Source organism: Pseudohongiella sp. O18 (assembly GCF_021729085.1).
Lineage (GTDB): Bacteria > Pseudomonadota > Gammaproteobacteria > Pseudomonadales > Pseudohongiellaceae > Pseudohongiella.
The window spans coordinates 864,618-881,330 of record NZ_JAJSAR010000002.1 but is presented as its reverse complement, the minus strand read 5'-3'; the positions used below and the strand labels follow the sequence as shown (position 1 = coordinate 881,330).

Annotated in this window: 16 protein-coding genes; 4 read left to right on the top strand and 12 right to left on the bottom strand. The window is 54.6% G+C overall.

The genetic code is table 11. The annotated features are described in order from the left end of the window. Positions 1-19 precede the first annotated feature (19 nt). The 3 genes from LVD14_RS11310 to map all read right to left on the bottom strand — a co-directional run bounded on the left by LVD14_RS11310 (position 20) and on the right by map (position 3,886). Positions 20-370: an ArsC family reductase gene (locus tag LVD14_RS11310; RefSeq protein ID WP_237134182.1), complete on the bottom strand. Its 351-nt coding sequence runs from the start codon at positions 368-370 to the stop codon at positions 20-22. After that, complete coding sequence (locus tag LVD14_RS11305; protein ID WP_411268290.1) at positions 367-3,039, bottom strand: [protein-PII] uridylyltransferase; 2,673 nt, start codon at positions 3,037-3,039, stop codon at positions 367-369. The genes LVD14_RS11310 and LVD14_RS11305 overlap by 4 nt, the downstream gene beginning before the upstream one ends. Positions 3,040-3,112: 73 nt before the next feature. After that, positions 3,113-3,886: a type I methionyl aminopeptidase gene (gene map / locus LVD14_RS11300; RefSeq protein ID WP_237134180.1), complete on the bottom strand. Its 774-nt coding sequence runs from the start codon at positions 3,884-3,886 to the stop codon at positions 3,113-3,115. 144 nt (positions 3,887-4,030) lie between these two features. Between map and LVD14_RS11295 the strand changes: the two genes are divergently transcribed. Further along, positions 4,031-4,726, top strand: a complete 696-nt coding sequence (locus LVD14_RS11295; RefSeq protein WP_237134179.1) for a tellurite resistance TerB family protein — start codon at positions 4,031-4,033, stop codon at positions 4,724-4,726. A 168-nt stretch (positions 4,727-4,894) separates the two neighbouring features. Here LVD14_RS11295 and LVD14_RS11290 read toward each other — a convergent pair whose 3' ends face one another. Continuing rightward, positions 4,895-6,040, bottom strand: a complete 1,146-nt coding sequence (locus tag LVD14_RS11290) for a patatin-like phospholipase family protein (protein ID WP_237134178.1) — start codon at positions 6,038-6,040, stop codon at positions 4,895-4,897. Positions 6,041-6,108: 68 nt separating this feature from the next. Here LVD14_RS11290 and LVD14_RS11285 point away from each other — a divergent pair, with 68 nt between their 5' ends. Together LVD14_RS11285 and cysB are read left to right on the top strand one after the other, a co-directional pair. Beyond that, positions 6,109-7,050 carry a 5'-nucleotidase gene (locus LVD14_RS11285; RefSeq protein WP_237134177.1) on the top strand — a complete coding sequence of 314 codons (942 nt, stop codon included), beginning with the start codon at positions 6,109-6,111 and terminating at the stop codon, positions 7,048-7,050. A 5-nt stretch (positions 7,051-7,055) separates the two neighbouring features. Continuing rightward, positions 7,056-8,075, top strand: coding sequence for an HTH-type transcriptional regulator CysB (cysB, locus tag LVD14_RS11280; protein ID WP_237134176.1), 1,020 nt, complete (start codon positions 7,056-7,058; stop codon positions 8,073-8,075). Here the strand turns inward: cysB and LVD14_RS11275 are convergent. After that, positions 8,050-8,781 (bottom strand): phosphoadenylyl-sulfate reductase, encoded by a 732-nt coding sequence (locus LVD14_RS11275; RefSeq protein WP_237134175.1) that lies wholly within the window; start codon positions 8,779-8,781, stop codon positions 8,050-8,052. The genes cysB and LVD14_RS11275 overlap by 26 nt on opposite strands. 121 nt (positions 8,782-8,902) lie before the next feature. Here LVD14_RS11275 and thrH point away from each other — a divergent pair, with 121 nt between their 5' ends. After that, positions 8,903-9,520 carry a bifunctional phosphoserine phosphatase/homoserine phosphotransferase ThrH gene (thrH, locus tag LVD14_RS11270; protein ID WP_237134174.1) on the top strand — a complete coding sequence of 206 codons (618 nt, stop codon included), beginning with the start codon at positions 8,903-8,905 and terminating at the stop codon, positions 9,518-9,520. A gap of 34 nt (positions 9,521-9,554) precedes the next feature. On the opposite strand, the gene pabB is transcribed toward thrH, so the two are convergent. From pabB to LVD14_RS11235, 7 genes are all read right to left on the bottom strand, one after another. After that, positions 9,555-10,991 (bottom strand): aminodeoxychorismate synthase component I, encoded by a 1,437-nt coding sequence (gene pabB, locus LVD14_RS11265; RefSeq protein ID WP_237134173.1) that lies wholly within the window; start codon positions 10,989-10,991, stop codon positions 9,555-9,557. After that, complete coding sequence (locus LVD14_RS11260) at positions 10,991-11,650, bottom strand: hypothetical protein (RefSeq protein WP_237134172.1); 660 nt, start codon at positions 11,648-11,650, stop codon at positions 10,991-10,993. Before LVD14_RS11260 ends, pabB begins: the two co-directional genes overlap by 1 nt. An 88-nt stretch (positions 11,651-11,738) precedes the next feature. Further along, complete coding sequence (locus tag LVD14_RS11255; RefSeq protein ID WP_237134171.1) at positions 11,739-12,947, bottom strand: cupin domain-containing protein; 1,209 nt, start codon at positions 12,945-12,947, stop codon at positions 11,739-11,741. Continuing rightward, a complete protein-coding gene (gene purB, locus LVD14_RS11250; protein WP_237134170.1) occupies positions 12,944-14,311 on the bottom strand; it encodes an adenylosuccinate lyase in 1,368 nt (455 codons plus the stop codon). The genes LVD14_RS11255 and purB overlap by 4 nt, the downstream gene beginning before the upstream one ends. Positions 14,312-14,335: 24 nt before the next feature. Next, positions 14,336-15,028 (bottom strand): high frequency lysogenization protein HflD, encoded by a 693-nt coding sequence (gene hflD / locus LVD14_RS11245; protein ID WP_237134169.1) that lies wholly within the window; start codon positions 15,026-15,028, stop codon positions 14,336-14,338. Then, positions 15,009-16,112 carry a tRNA 2-thiouridine(34) synthase MnmA gene (gene mnmA / locus LVD14_RS11240; protein WP_317622716.1) on the bottom strand — a complete coding sequence of 368 codons (1,104 nt, stop codon included), beginning with the start codon at positions 16,110-16,112 and terminating at the stop codon, positions 15,009-15,011. The genes hflD and mnmA overlap by 20 nt, the downstream gene beginning before the upstream one ends. Positions 16,113-16,121: 9 nt before the next feature. Beyond that, positions 16,122-16,595 carry an NUDIX hydrolase gene (locus LVD14_RS11235; protein WP_237134168.1) on the bottom strand — a complete coding sequence of 158 codons (474 nt, stop codon included), beginning with the start codon at positions 16,593-16,595 and terminating at the stop codon, positions 16,122-16,124. Between the last annotated feature and the right edge of the window lie 118 nt (positions 16,596-16,713).

Sequence of the window (16,713 nt, the reverse complement as noted above, 5' to 3'; positions counted from 1 at the left end):
CTGCCCATTATTGTTGGGCTCAGGAAGGAGTGGTCAGTGCCGTCAGGCTGTCGAATCCGATTCTCCATTCATTATTTGCGTCGCGAATGACTGGACGACGAATTATGGCCGGATACTGTGCCAGCAGCCCGGCCGCGAGCCGCGGATCCTTGATTGTCTGCTGTTGCTCGGGCGTTAATTGCCGCCAGGTTGTTCCACGCCTGTTTATCAGGAATTCTGGACTGAAGCTGGCCAGCAGTTGTTTTAGCAGTGCGTCATCAAGCCCATCTTTACGAAAATCATGGTAGTGAAAGTCGATATTGTTCTGTTCGAGGTGGCGGCGAGACTTTTTGACCGTATCACAGTTACTGATACCGTAGATTGTGATCACAGGCTGAGCTCCTGCTGCAGGGCTTCCTTGAGTCGGTTGATCTGGGCTTCATCGGTGATTGGCTTATCGTTGGCGTCCGCGATAAAAAACAGGTCTTCAACGCGTTCGCCCAGTGTCGCAATGCGGGCATTCAGCAACTGAATGGACTGCTCGGCGAACACTTTGCCAATGCCGGCCAGAATGCCGGGTTTGTCGATGCAGTTAACTTCCAGCGTTGACCAGTTCTGACCGTCCCTGTTGATCAGGTCTGTTTCAATCTGCTGACCAAAATGCTGCAGTTTTCGAGACTGACGTTTCTTCGCGACTCGCAGGTGAGCGGAAGGTTCGGCCAGATACTCACTCAAAAGTTGTTTGATTTCTTTGATGCGTCGCGGATTGTCACCGATCGGAGTGCCATCTCCCTCCAGTACGGAATAGGTGTTCATACAGTAGTTTTTGGACGATGTAAAAATGCGCGCGTCCTGAATATTCAGACCCAGCTGTTCCATGGCCGCAGCGCTGCTGGCGAACAGGTAGCTACGGTTAACAGTGTAGATAAAAATATGCGTGGCACCTTCAGCCAGGGTATCCGCAGTATCCTGCACCAGTACCAGCGTCGTCTGGTCCGGATGTTCCTTCAGGTGTCTGGCAATCGACTCCGTATGCCATACAATGTTGGCAGCGGATTCGCGCACGAAATATTCGTCGTCAGTATTCTGCCAGATGGATTGCACCATCTTGTCGTCAATACCTTTGTCACGAAGTTTCAGCAGCGCACTTTCCTGCTTGTCCTTGATGCGGTCCGCGCGGTCGATAGGGTTTTCCAGGCCGCGGCGAAGAGCCTTTTTAGTACTCAGGTACAGCTGTCGCAACAACGATGCGCGCCAGGCGTTCCAGAGTGTTGGATTGGTTGCATTGATATCGGCTACAGTCAGCGCATAAAGATAATCCAGGTGCAGTTTGTCGCCGACTTCCAGTGCAAAGTCGTGGATCACTTCCGGGTCAGATATGTCTTTACGTTGTGCTGTCATCGACATCAAAAGATGCTTGCCGATCAGCCAGCTGACCAGCTTGGCGTCCCAGGCGCTAAGGTGGTGGCGCTGACAGAACTCGTTGGCGTCTACCATGCCCAACGTGGAGTGATCGCCACCGCGCCCCTTGGCAATGTCGTGGTAAAGGCCGGCAATATAAAGTAGCTCGATTTTTGGCAGTCGATGGGCAATATGGGCGGCGATCGGGAAATTTTCTTCCGCCTCAGGCTGACGAAAGCGCTTCATGTTTTCGACTACCTGCAGCGTATGGGCATCCACCGTATAAATGTGAAACAGGTCATGCTGCATTTTGCCGGTGATGGCCCCAAACTCTGGCAGATACCTGCCCAGCACGCCGTAACGCGCCATACGCCTAAGCTGCGCTGTCAGGTCGTGCGGTGAGCGCATCAACTCCATGAACAGGCTGGTGTTTCTGATGTCGTTACGGAATTTGTCATCAATCAGCGTTCGGTATTCACGTATCAGACGGATAGTGGATGCACGAACACCCTTGATCTCCGGGTTCTGTGCCATCAGCACAAATATTTCCATCAGGGCAAAAGGAAACTTCTGGAATACATTGTCATTACAGACCTCAATATAATTATTGCGGATCTGAAAGCGGCTGTTGATTTTGGTGATTTCTGCCTTTTCACTGGCACGCAGAATGACTTCGTCGAAGTGCTGCAGCAACACATCATTCAGCACACGCAACATCGCAACAGCACGATAGTATTCCTGCATCAGCTTTTCGACAGCCAGACTTTTCTTATCGTCTTCATAGCCGAACATGCTGGCCAGATCCCGCTGCTTGTCAAACAGCAGTCGATCTTCTTTGCGGCCGGCGAGCAGGTGCAGGCCGTAGCGAAGTTTCCAGAGCAGGGCTTCGCCGCGACGCAGTTGTTCATATTCGTAAGGCTGCAAAAACCCCAGCTCGACCAGATCCTGTAGTGTGTCTGCGTCATAATGACGTTTTGCAATCCAGCCAATGGTCTGAATGTCCCGCAGCCCGCCCGGAGACGTTTTGACATTCGGCTCCAGAGCGTAGTCAATGTCGTAATACTTTTTGTGGCGGGCTATCTGTTCGTCGCGTTTGGCAGTAAAAAATTCTCGTGCCGGCCAGACATCGTCGGCCTGGGTCACGGTGATCATTTCATCACGTAGTGAATCCGGACCAACAATAGTCCGCGACTCCATCAAACTGGTCGTGACAGTGATGTCCTTGATGGCTTCATCCCGGCACTGGCTGATCGTGCGCAGACTCTGACCTATTTCCAGATTGATGTCCCACAGGAATGTGAAAAAGGCACTTAGTGTCTGGCGATTGGCATTGCCATGGTCCTTGCGCATCAATAGCAGCAGGTCGATATCTGAATGCGGGTGCAGTTCCCCACGGCCGTATCCGCCGACAGCCAGCAAGGCGATGTCTTCAGGGTGCTGCCAGTCAAACTGTTGCCAGGCGCGTTTGATCAGCTGATCCATGAAGCGGGCACGGCCTGTGATCAATGGGCTGATCTCGGCGCCGGCGCGATACAGGCGATCCAGCTCCTGCTGGGCATTGTTCAGTGCGTCTTTGAAAACTGTGATGGCCGGCTCACCATTAGCAAGGCGCTCTTCAATGCTGGCCGGGTCCCACAGCTCAAGTTCGGCGGCATCGATTGTTGCGTCGGCCGGCGTCGTCGAGAGGCCGGGCGTGGGGGTAGTGCTCATGCATTGGTTCCTGTCAGAAAATTCAGAAAGATTCTTCGTGGCGCCTGGTCAGCACTTCACAACCATCTGACGTCACTGCCAGAGTATGTTCCCACTGTGCGGACAAGCGTCGGTCCTTGGTGGTCACTGTCCAGCCGTCAGCTTTCGATAACTTGGTATGGCGAGCGCCCAGGTTTATCATCGGCTCGATGGTGAAAGTCATGCCTTCCTGTAACACCAGCCCGGTGTCGGGTTTGCCATAGTGGAGAACCTGCGGGTCTTCGTGAAAGATCCGCCCAATACCGTGACCGCAATATTCGCGAACCACCGAATAGTTGTTGCTCTCGGCATGAACCTGGATGACATGACCAATATCGCCAAGTCGAACACCGGGGCGGACCAGTGCGATGGCCTTGTACAGGCATTCCTGTGTGACGTTGATCAGCCGTTTGGCGTGCGGAGCGACCTCGCCGACAAGGAACATTTTGCTGGTATCACCGTGAAAACCGTCTTTGATGACAGTAATGTCGATGTTCAGGATGTCACCGTTTTTGAGAATCTTGCTGTCACTGGGAATGCCATGGCAGACCACGTGATTCAGTGAGGTACAGATGGATTTTGGAAAGCCATTGTAGTTCAGTGGGGCGGGCACCGCCTGCTGGACGTTGACAATATAATCGTGACAGATGCGGTCCAGCTCGCCGGTACTGATTCCCGGTTTGACATGTTCCCCAATCATCTCCAGAACCTCTGCAGCCAGCCTGCCGGCCACCCGCATTTTCTGGATATCATCTGCCGTCTTTATCGATACCGCCATGCTACTGCTCTCTGTATACTCGAAGGCCACTATTGTATGTTTTTACACTGGGAAGGGAAACCCGCCATCCGCCGGTCCCTGACAAGGTAGTACGGCTAATTGCATGATCGTCGACGCATGCCAAACCCATAAGAGGAGTCAGTAGTGATAGATACGAACCGTTTGTTTGAACAGTTTTTGGGCAGTGGGCAAAACACATCTCAGGGGCAAGCTGGCATGGGCGGCATGGGGCAGGGCGGCGCCGGCAAGGGCAGCTTTGTGAAGGGCGCTGCTGCTGGTGGCATACTGGGGCTGCTGGTCGGCAATAAAAAAATGCGTAAGATGGCTGGTGGCATGATCGGCTATGGCGGCGCAGCGGCGGCGGGTGCGCTTGCTTACAAAGCCTATCAAAACTGGCAGCAGGGCAAGCAGGTGGCCACCGCTCCAGTGGCCTCGCCAGCAGACATGAACAATGTGGATCCAAAGTTTCTGCCCAATGCTGACCACTCTCCGGCCAGTCAGAATTTTTCGCTTACGTTGATAACAGCCATGATTGCAGCGGCCAAGGCTGATGGTCATATCGATGCACAGGAACAGAGCGCCATATTCGAGCAGGTTGAAAAAATGGCACTGGATGCAGAAAGCAAAGGTTTTGTGTTTGATGCCTTGCGCAAACCGGTCGACCTTGATGCGCTGGTTGCCGCTACCCAGGGTATAGAGCAGGCCTCAGAGCTCTATCTGGTATCGCGCGCTGCGATTGATGTCGACCATCCTGCTGAACGCGCCTATCTCGAAGTGCTCGCCCATCGCCTGCAACTGCCAGCTGAACTGGTCGCACATCTGGACCACCAATTGGCATGATTGCCCACGCCAGTGTGCCATCATTGTGCACACTGGCGCCATATCAGCGCAACCACCCCTCTTAATGCACTTAAATGGTGCGCCACAAGCGGTCTGGAACCCTAACTTGGCCTGGGCATCAGCCATGAAGACAAAATCATCCTTGGTTATGGTTATTCTTTCTAATAATTAAGCCTTGAAGAATTCATGGATCTGCTCGCGTTTTGCCATGGCATCCGCGACGCCAAGATCCATGAGCTGTTTGCAGTACTCCTTCTCGAACATCAACAGACTGGCAATTGAACTGGAATTTGTGTCGCGGATGAACATGCGTATTGTTCGTGGCAGGGATGTAAAGTAATCCTCAGCCAGTCGATTCAGATCCTGACTCGGCGTGATATCCAGCAACTTGACTGGACGTATGCCCAGCGACTCCTGATCTGTGCAGTACGGCAACAATTGGTTGTAGCGCTCCAGCACGGCCATATCACTTTCAAGCGTATCGACAAATGCACTGTTGAGCACGTGTCCGATTATCTGCGATAACGAAGGCTGCACAAGCTGTTCCGGATGCGGATCCCGGCGTGTTGCTGCGCCGCTGACGCCAATCGCCAGTATGCGATCCGCTCCCATGTGTATGGCGGGACTTAAGGGTGCCAACTGGCGGATCGCGCCATCGCCGTAATATTGCTGTTCAATTCTTACTGCCGGGAACAGCGTAGGTATTGCTGTGGAGGCAAGCAGGTGCATGTGCCGCAGCTCTGTTCGAATTCCTACCCGATGAGCACGAGACCAGTTTTCGATGTTGTTGACCGATTGAAAAAATGAAACTGAATTCCCACTGGTATAACCAGAGGCGGTGACTACCAGGCTGTCCAGGTAACCGGCTTCCATGTTGGCATTGATCCGTTCAAGCCTGAGCACTTGTCTGAGCAGCTCTTCGAGCGGCGAATTGTCCAAAAGTGATGCGGGCACGCGCCGTCCACGGTTGGTGAGAAACGAAAAGACCCAGTTCGAGGCACTGCTGATCAGGCCCGCCGAATCCAGTCTGTAAATCTGATCGCTTTGAATATTTCCCCAGATATATTCAAGCACACGGATGCCGGTGCGCAGCCGGTGTGCATGGGTGGCCAGACCGGTCGCATTTAATGCGCCAGCTGAGGTGCCGGATATAATGCTGAAGGGATTGGGGACATCTTTGTCCAGCAGACGAGCAATGCCGCGCAGTGCTCCAACCTGATAGGCTGCCCTGGCACCACCTCCCGACAGTACCAGCGCTATGGCCGGTGAGGACTTTTGTGGGGATTGTTGTTTAACAGAACGTTCGCTTGTCATATGATTCCCTTCGCAACCAGAACAAATTCTACCGGCTCGGTAGGTATTTGCATACGACAGGGAACTTTATGGCGCAGACCCGAGTACAGCAGGCCGTGGACAAACTGGTTATCGCGATATCGTCACGAGCGCTGTTTGATCTGAATGACAGTCATGTGATCTATGAAGAAAAGGGCCTGGAAGCCTATCAGCAGTACCAGATCGAACATGAGAATGAACCGTTACAGCCTGGTGGCGCGTTCAATCTGGTCAAAAAGCTGCTGCATTTAAATACCCTGCTCGATACCCAGCGGGTTGAGGTGATTCTGCTGTCCCGTAACAGTGCCGACACTGGTTTGCGGGTTTTTAACTCCATCGAGCATTATGGTCTGCCCATCATCCGGGCCGCTTTCTCTGGTGGCATGAGTCCTTACCGGTATATTTCTCCTTTTAATTGCCATCTGTTTCTTTCCATGGATGGCGCCGATGTGCGTCAGGCGCTGGAGCAGGGTGTGGCAGCAGCGACAATCCTGCCATCAGCCCCGCAGGCTGCCAGTGATACGCAGGTCAAATTTGCGTTTGACGGGGACGCCGTGCTTTTTTCGGATGAGGCAGAACGGATCTACAAGTCGCAGGGTCTCGAGGCATTTGCCAAAAGCGAAAAGAAGTCCGCCAATCAGCCGCTGTCGGGCGGTCCGTTCAAACCCTTTCTGGCGGCTTTGCAGCAATTGCAGATGCAGTTCCCGCCAGGGCTTTCCCCGATTCGCACCTGCCTGGTCACAGCACGTTCAGCGCCTGCACATGAGCGGGTCGTGAAAACACTGAGAGCCTGGAATATACGCATTGATGAGTCATTGTTCCTGGGTGGAATGGCTAAGGGAGTGTTCCTGAAAGCTTTTGACGCCGATGTGTTTTTTGATGATCAGGAGGCGCATTGCGACTCGGCCCGTGAACATGTGGCGACCGGACACGTACCGCATGGTGTTGCCAACGAAAAAATTTCCCAGCGGACAGCAGACAAAAAGGACTGATCAGGATGAAGCTGCAACAGTTGCGTTACATCACCGAAGTGGCTTCGTGTGGACTGAATGTATCAGCTGCTGCTGATCGCATGCACACCTCGCAATCGGGTGTCAGCAAACAGATACTGGCGCTGGAGGACGAACTGGGGGTACAGATTTTTGTTCGCAACGGCAAACACATTTCCGGATTGACAGCTGCCGGCGAAGTGATTGTAGCGCAGGCCCGCGAGCTGCTGCATCAGGCCGGAAATATCAAGCGCACCGCGGCGGAGTTCAGTGACGCTACATCCGGTAGTCTGTCGCTGGCCACTACCCACACGCAGAGTCGTTATGTTCTGCCGCCGGTCATTTCCCAGTTTATTGAAAAGTATCCAGGTGTCTCACTTCAGCTGCATCAGGGGACGCCCATACAGATTGCCGAACTGGCTGCCAAGGGTACGGCAGATTTTGCGATAGCCACCGAAGCCATGGAAAAATTCAGCGACCTGATGATGATGCCGTGTTATCGATGGAATCGTGTGGTTCTGGTCCCAAAAGATCATGCTCTGGTTGGCGTTTCAAAAATATCACTGGCAGATCTGGCGCGTTTTCCACTGGTCACCTACGTGCTCGGTTTTACCGGTCGCTCGCGTCTTGATGATGCCTTCGCGTCGCAGGGCCTTCAGCCGCGCGTGGTATTCACGGCGGCGGATGCTGATGTGATCAAGACCTATGTCCGGCTCGGGATGGGCATTGGTATAGTGGCTGGAATGGCTTACGATAGTGACAAGGACACCGATCTGGTAGCGCTCGATGCCAGCCATTTGTTCGATTATAGTGTGACGCGGATCGGTTTTCGGCGCGGCACCGTCCTGCGGGCCTACATGTACGAGTTTATCGCCATGTTTGCGGACCATCTTCAACGGCCAGTCGTTGAGCAGGTGCTGCAGTGCCAGAGCCAGGCCGATGTCGACCTGCTGTTCGCCAATACGCCGATTCCGGCGCTGGGTATTGGTCAGTCGGCGCCGGTCAGCTCAGGTCAGTTGCCAGATTGACCTTGTGCAGGCCGCATTCTTTGGCAGTTGCTTCTTCCCACCACCAGCGACCTTCACGTTCGTGCTGATTGGGTCCTACCGGGCGCGTGCAGGGTTCACATCCGATACTGATGAAGCCCTGATCATGCAGAGCGTTGTAGGGAATGTCGAACATGCGGATGTAGTTCCACACGTCTGCTGAGCTCCAGTTGGCAAACGGATTGAACTTGAGCAATGTCTTGCCAGAGGCTGCGAACGTAGTGTCGAGCTGGGCGACTGGCACCTGGGCGCGGGTCGGGCTCTGGTCGCGTCGCTGGCCTGTGATCCAGGCATCCACGGTCGCCAGTTTGCGGCGCAGAGGTTCAGTTTTGCGAATGGCGCAGCACTCTTCATGACCATCCTTGTAGAAACTGAACAGACCTTTCTCCCGGGTCAGTTTTTCGATCGCGCGGGTGTCCGGATACATGAACTCTATCGAGATGCCAAAAGTTTCCCTGACTTTCTCTATGAACTGATAGGTCTGAGGATGCAGGCGCCCCGTGTCCAGTGTGAACACGGCGAGGTCGGGTTTTAGTTTGCAGGCCATGGCCAGTAAGGCAACGTCTTCGGCACCACTGAACGACAGGGTGATATTGGGAATGGCTGGCAGTATCTCTTTCAGGATATCCCTGGGTTCCATCTGCTGGAAACGCGCATTGTATTCTGCAATGTTGTCCGGAGTGATCATGATGGTCCTCGACAAAAATTGCGCACATGATACATGAGGGCGACTGGCAAGACAGCGGGCAAACCGCTAAAATCGCCGCCTGTTTTGTGATTTATTCTAATAAGCTAATGAGGAATGCCGCGTGGAACTAGCCTGTCTTGACCTGGAAGGAGTATTGATTCCGGAAATCTGGATCGATTTTGCAGAGCGCACTGGAATCGATGAACTGCGGGCAACGACGCGGGATATTCCGGATTATGATGTGCTGATGCAGCAGCGTCTGCGCATTCTGCGTGAACACAAGCTCGGTCTGCCGGATATTCAGGAAGTCATCGCAGGCATGTCACCTATGCCCGGCGCGCAGGAGTTTGTCGATTGGCTACGGGAACGCTTCCAGCTTGTCATCCTGTCTGATACTTACTACGAGTTTGCACAACCGCTGATGCGTCAACTGGGTTTTCCGACCTTATTCTGTCATCGCCTGGAAACGGACGAGCAGGGCATGATCGTCAACTATCACATTCGTCAGAAAGATCCGAAGCGCCAGTCAGTCAAAGCGTTTCATTCACTGAACTATCGTGTCATCGCCGCTGGTGATTCCTATAACGATACCACGATGCTTTCCGAGGCTGAGGCAGGCATCCTGTTCCGCGCGCCGGAGAATGTGATTCGTGAGTTTCCACAGTTTCCGGCCGTGCATGAATACGCCGATCTGCAGGCTGAGTTCCTAAAGGCCAGCAACCGTCAGCTGGCTCCCTGACGCCTGAGCCAGACATCGCGGGCGCTGCTGTGTGTCAGTCAGCGCCTCTTGCTTCCAGGCTGTGCATCAGGGCTGTGACTTTGTCATGACACTCCTGGTATTCAGTATCACAGTCTGAATCGGCGACGACACCGCCGCCACCCCAGCAGTAAACCATATCGTCGGCGCAAACCAGCGTCCGGATGCAGATACTGCTGTCAAAATTTCCGTTGTGATCAAGATAGAACAGTGAGCCGCAGTAAAAGCTTCGGGGTCGCTGTTCCAGCTCAGATATGATCTGCATGGCGCGGATTTTGGGAGCGCCAGTTATCGATCCCCCCGGGAAACAGTGTTGCAGCAGCGCCAGCGGGCTGATGCCCGCTGGCAGCTCGCCGGTCACTGTGCTGATCAGGTGATGGACATGGGTAAAACTGTGCACCGCAAATAGCTCAGGTGTTTTCACAGAACCAGTCACACATACTTTGCCCAGATCATTGCGCATCAGATCGACAATCATCAGGTTTTCTGCCTGGTCCTTGTCGCTGTCGCGCAGCGCGAGCCGGGCCGATTCATCATCTGCGGCATTCGGATGGCGCCTGCGCGTGCCCTTGATGGGCTGTGTTGTGACCTGTCTGTCATTTACTGAAAGGAAACGTTCAGGCGACAGGCTGAGAATCGAGGCGGTTTCGGTCCGCACGAATCCGCTGAATGGACTCTGGCTGGTCTGCCTCAGCCGCAGATAGGCGCCAAGCGGCTCGCCGCGGAAACCGGCCTGAAATCCCATGGCCAGATTGGCCTGATAACAGTCTCCGGCCTGAATCCAGTGATTCAGGCGAGTGAAGGCCTGTTGATAGTCCAGATGACTGCTCGCTGCCGTGAAGGCATGCAGCAGACTGAACTGCGGGCGGCTGATCGATTGCTCGAGGTCAGACAGGCACTGCTCAATGCGGTCACGAATAGCGCTCGGGCATCGACTGAGGAAAAACAGTGTGGTCTGTTGTTTTTCATGATCGACAATAACCGCCCATTCATAAAGGCCTATGTGAGTCTCCGGAAGCTCCAGTAAGGCCTGGGCGAGTGGATCGTCATGATCAGCCCGCCAGCCGCTTATTGTTGTCTGATCCGCGGAGTAGGCCAAGGCGCCCAGCAGGCCGCCACAAAAGGGCAGTCCGGCAAGAGCCTCAATGTCTGCTGCTGCCGGTTGGTGAGCAGCCAATAGCTCCTCGACAAGCTGCCGCCAATCTGTGCCTGTCAGGGCTTGCCAGTCGCTTTCGCCATAATGGCGTTTGTAGAGGCGGGTAGTGCCGTCAGAGGTGTTGCGGTTGACATTGACAGTAGCGCTGGGAAGGGCTGTCAGAATGTCAAAACGACCCTGCGGGTAACGGGTGAGGCCACTATCCAGACAGAATGCCCCGGGCAGTGCGCCGATGGCAGTAATCAGATACTCACTGTCCTTCCGATACGGAAGCCGGCGAGTCAGTTGCTCTCTCATCAGGGCAGGACATCCACCTGCAAGGCCAGTATGGGCTGGCCCTCAGCATCCGGGTTCATGACAAACCACTGGCCCAGTGGTATCTGCAGTGTGTGCTGGCCGCTAAAACCGTCGATGTTTTCAAGTGCCACACTGATGTGGGCCTGCTGTTCCACAATCTCCGCAGTCATCAGCAGTTGTGGCTGTATGTTCGATCCCACATCGCCGGGCTCAGCGTCCGGATCCGTTTCCGGAACCTCAACTGCGTCATCGACAGGGCTGGCGGAGCGGAAGGTCAAAACCTCACCTTCAACTGCCTGGACACGTTCGGGTGCCGGGTCCGGCGTTACCGCTGTTTCGGTATTTTCATCAATGCTGTCCGTCACAGCGGCAGTGCCCGGCTCGCGATAATCAAAGTCGACGCTGACAATCAGGCGCCGAGGTGGCACATCAAGCGTCTCAATGCGTTGTTGCAGAATGTCGAGATTCGCTGCGGTAGTGGCAATAATCAATTTATTGTCGATTTGCCCCATATAGCCGCGCTCATGCAACAGCGGCGTCAGCTGGTTGCGAATCTCGCTGGGGCTGCGGTGTTCAATATCAATAATTTCGATGGTGGCCAAATTGCCTTCCTGCGCCCATGAGGGGCTGGCGAGCAGTATCAGACTCGCGCTCAGCATGCTTATTGGCCTTGCCAGTAATCCTGTCCAGCGCAATAGACCAGTAGCGACTCTTATCGGCATTTTCCACTCGCTTTTCATCGTTGAATTAATCAAGGGTCAGGCTGCCCTGATTATACAGATCTGCGAGCAACTGGAGGGTGCTGTCATCACTAAATGCATGGTTTTTGATGGATTCGGGCAATGGCATCAGATAGCCAGGTGCGCTGAGTGTCTGCAACAGCAGCAGGCAGTTCTCATTGCAGGAATAACTCACACCATCAGCAAAAAACTCAATCGATCTGGCATTCCCGGCATCTTTGCCAGCGTAGTATGCGAACCGGGCTCCAGGTACTTTGTAGATCTCCATTCCCTGCTCAAGCTGGTGGCGAAGGGCATCAATGGTGATGGCGGCAGAATCATCGTCGCCATCCGGTTCCAGCGGGTAGCGCGGTGCTGTCATGGTCTGTCCAAACCACTGGAGGATGCGCTCGGGTTGAGTCAGTAATGTGGTCAGTTTCTGTTGCAGATCAGAGATGACCTCTACCGGGATCTCACCATAGTGTCGGGGGAGGCTGGGTTGGGGGTCTGTGTAGCGTTGGTCCTCATTCAGATCGTCCAGTGCCTGGTCAACGACACCGCTGAGAATTTCGCTCCAGGAGGGGGCGCGGAAACCAACTGAGTAGGTGATCGATGGACCAACAGCGACACCATAGTGCGCAAGGCCAGGGGGAATGTAGAGAATGTCCCCGGGACTCACCGTGTACTCGTCAACTGCCTTGAAGTCCTTCAGCAGGCGCAGGCCGCTTGACTGGTCAATCGGTGTCAGTGCATCGCAGCGCTGCCCCAGTTGCCAGCGTTTCTGCCCCATGCCCTGAATCAGGAAGACGTCGTAATAGTCGAAATGTGGCCCGACATTACCCTGATCAGTGGCATAACTGACCATAATGTCGTCGACCCGCCAGCCGGGGATAAAGTCAAAGTCACCGAGCATGGCACTGACGCCGTCAACCCACTGATCCACTGCCTGCACCAACAGGCTGTAGTTCGACTGCGGCAGCGACAGAAAATCCTCATCGTCAAAAGGACCCTGGCGCATACTCCACTTTGTCTGTGATTCATTTACCTGTATCAGGCGCGACTCGACGCCAGGCTCGCAGGCCAGTCCGGCAAGCTCTTCTGGCGTGACCGGGTCCAGGAATGACAGAGCGCCAGCGCGGATCAGCAGGGGCTTTTTCTGCCAGTACTCGGCCAGGAACTGCCGGCGATCAAAACTCTCCGGCAGTATGGATTCGCTGTCTGTCTGCTCGTTGTTCAAATTGATTTGGCCTGCTCAGTGGCGTTACCTGTGTAGCTGCCAGGGGTCAGTTCGCGCAGTGTCGTGCGGGCAGACTCCGGGATATCCAGCGTGTCGATAAACTTGCGAATGGCTGTCTGATCAATGGTCTGACCCCGGGTCAGTTCCTTAAGCTTCTCGTAAGCCTGTTCGACACCATATCGACGCATGACGGTCTGGATGGGCTCAGCCAGCACTTCCCAGGCACGATCCAGGTCCTGATCCAGCGCGCCCGGATTAAGACTTAATTTGTTCAGGCCTTTGAGTGTGGCCTGATAGGCAATGAGGCTGTGTGCGAATCCGGTGCCGACACTGCGCAGCACCGTGGAATCTGTCAGGTCGCGCTGCCATCGTGAGATTGGCAGTTTTTCAGCCAGATGCTGCATGATGGCATTGGCGATACCCAGGTTGCCCTCTGAATTCTCAAAATCGATTGGGTTGACCTTGTGTGGCATGGTCGAAGAACCAATCTCACCGGCTACAGTTTTCTGTTTGAAGTAACCCAGTGATATGTATCCCCAGATGTCGCGATCCAGATCGATCAGGATTGTATTGAATCGACAGCAGGCAGCAAACATTTCCGCGATGTAGTCATGTGGTTCGATCTGGGTTGTGTAGGGGTTCCATTCAATACCCAGTTTACGGACAAATTTCTGGGCGTTGTCCTGCCAGTCGATATTCGGGTAGGCCGCCAGATGGGCATTGTAGTTACCAACGGCGCCGTTGATTTTGCCGAGCACAGGACTGTCCGCGAATTGCTGCAGTTGTCGCTCCAGCCGGTACACCACATTGGCCAGCTCTTTGCCAACAGTGGTCGGGGAAGCTGTCTGGCCGTGCGTGCGCGACAGCATCGGCTGAGCTGCCGTGTCGTGAGCCAGCTCGCGCAGACGATCGATAAGTTGCTGCATCGCCGGCAGCATGACCAGATCACGACCGTCACGCAGCATCAAAGCGTAAGACAGGTTGTTGATATCTTCTGAGGTACAGGCGAAATGAACAAACTCGACCTGTTGTTTCAGGTCAGGGTGATCAGCGATTTTCTCTTTGATGAAATACTCGACCGCCTTGACGTCATGGTTGGTGGTGCTTTCTATGGTCTTCACACGTTCAGCGTCTTTGAGCGAAAAGTTGCTGACGATTTCGTTCAGCAGATCATTTGCGGCATCACTGAGAGCTGGTGCTTCAGGAATGTCGGGGTGGGCTGCGAGCTGCTGAAGCCAGCGAATTTCGACCTGAACGCGATACTTGATGAGGGCGTATTCACTGAAACAGTTGCTCAGGGCTTCAGTTTTGCCACGATAGCGCCCGTCCACCGGTGAAATGGCGGTCAATGTAGTGATGCTCATGTTCAAATGTTTCCTTCTTGTGCGTCAGTGAACGTTGTCAGAATCGGGTCTGGAAATGCTGAAGAGCTGTCTGCGCACACCTGCCAGGCACTGGTGTATGCGCTTTTTATAAACGAACAGGTGCCAGCGGCGTCCGCCCAGTTGATGCCAGAGGACTGCCGAACGTATTCCCGCCAGCAACAGCGCCCGGATTCTGTCGGCCACCTCCGGATTGCGAAGGTGTTCCGGGTTGCCGGCAACATGGATGCGATAGCTGAGCTTGCTGATGGTGTCCTGATACAGACGTGCCAGGGCGGCACAGTCTGCCTGCAATGCCTGCTCGTGAGCTGGCTGGCTGTCGTCGCCTTCAGCCGCGGCCAGCTGGCCGATACGCTGGCCAAGGAGCTGCTGCATTTCTGGTTGCTTGTTGAGATGCTGCTGAATCACAAGCATGCCGAGCATGTAGCGGACGGTGTTGGCGTGTTTGCGCAGGCCGGCGCTGTCAAAACTTTCCTGAAGCGCCTGGATGCCCTGGCTGAACTGGCTGATGTCCGGATACAGCTCAGCGACGCTTCCGGCTTCTAGCTTGTAAACAGGGTTCAGACAGGCGATCAATTTGTCAGTAGGTATGGTGCCATCGACAGCGAGCTGATTGACGCGCAATGCACACTCTGTCACGACGGCCAGAGCGATGTTGCGGTACTCCCACTCGGAAAAATCATTTGATGTACTGCTCAATGATGCCTCCTCCCAGACAGATATCTCCCTGATAGAACACGATGGTTTGCCCAGGCGTGACCGCACGTTGTGGCTGCGCGAATGTGACTCGAACCCGGTCGCCATCCAGAGCTGTAATGGTACATTCCTGATCTGCCTGGCGATAGCGGATTTTTGCATGGCAAGTCAGGGGAAATGGTGCCGGTAAGCCATTGATCCAGTTAATTTGCGCAGCATCCAGGGCGCTGGAATAAAGCGCTGGATGCTTGCTGCCCTGCGCAACGACCAGGACATTCCGGTCCAGGTCTTTGGCGACCACATACCACGGAGCCTCGCTGTATTCTGCCAGACCACCGATGCCCAGACCCTGGCGCTGCCCGTAAGTGTGGTACATCAGGCCCTGATGTTCCCCGATGACATCACCATCCACGGTTTCGATAAGTCCAGGCTGCGCTGGCAGGTAGCGCTGCAGAAAATCCTTGAATTTGCGTTCGCCGATAAAACAGATACCGGTGCTGTCTTTTTTCTCACTGGTGGCAAGGCCGTGTTCTGCTGCTATTTCACGCACCCTGGGTTTCTCCAGTTCACCGACCGGGAACAGGCTGCGTGCCAGACTGGCTTCGCTGACCGCGCACAAAAAGTAGCTCTGATCCTTGTTGGCATCGAGCCCCTTGAGCAGTTGTGTCTGGCCGTTGCTGTCATGGCGACGTGCATAGTGCCCGGTGGCGATGCAGTCGGCACCAAGTTCCGTTGCATAGTCCAGAAACGCCTTGAACTTGATTTCGCGATTGCACAGGATATCCGGGTTGGGCGTGCGGCCTGCCTGATACTCGGCAAGGAAATGTTCAAACACGCCGTCCCAGTATTCCGCTGAGAAATTGGCTGTGTGCAGATGGATGCCAAGCCGGTCACTGACTGCCTGCGCATCAGCCAGGTCGGCCTTGGCGGTGCAGTACTCGGTATCGTCATCCTCTTCCCAGTTCTTCATGAACAGGCCTTCGACCTGATAACCCTGCTGCTTGAGCAGCAGCGCCGCCACAGAAGAGTCGACACCACCGGACATACCAACGATGACACGTGTATTGCCAGGATTGAAAACCGTCACTAATTGCTCCTACCAGGAACTGACCAGAGTGAGTGGATAACGTGCGCCGCCCAGATAGTCTTCAACAACCCTGGCGACAAGTGGACTGCGCAACTGTGATTCGCGCTCTGTCAGTTCCGGCAATGTCAGCCAGTGGGTGCGGATGATGTCTGCATCAAGCGCGCGTTCACTGTGGTGGTGCACGGCACGGGCCGCAAAACAGCTGCGGATATAACATTCGCCATTGGCCGGAGCGACGTAATGATAGAGTCCGATAAAGGCGGTCAGCTCTACCTGCCACGCGGTTTCCTCAAGCGCCTCACGAACAGCGGCCTGTTGCAGCGTTTCATCAGCCTCCAGATGGCCTGCTGGCTGATTGAGCACGACGCGGCCGTCGGCGCTTTCCTCGACAAATAGAAACCGCGGTGCGGAATCGCTGGTGTCGCGCAGCCAGTCGGGCTGCTCAACAACAACGGCCACCGTTTTGTGGGGTTGGAAACTCATGTTTTAGTGCTGGATGACTGAATTTAAGGGGCGCAAGTTTACCGGATTTCCCCACAAATTGCTCGCTCGACGTCCCGACACTCCCATTGCAGCGGCAAAGCATGGATAATGGTCGGCC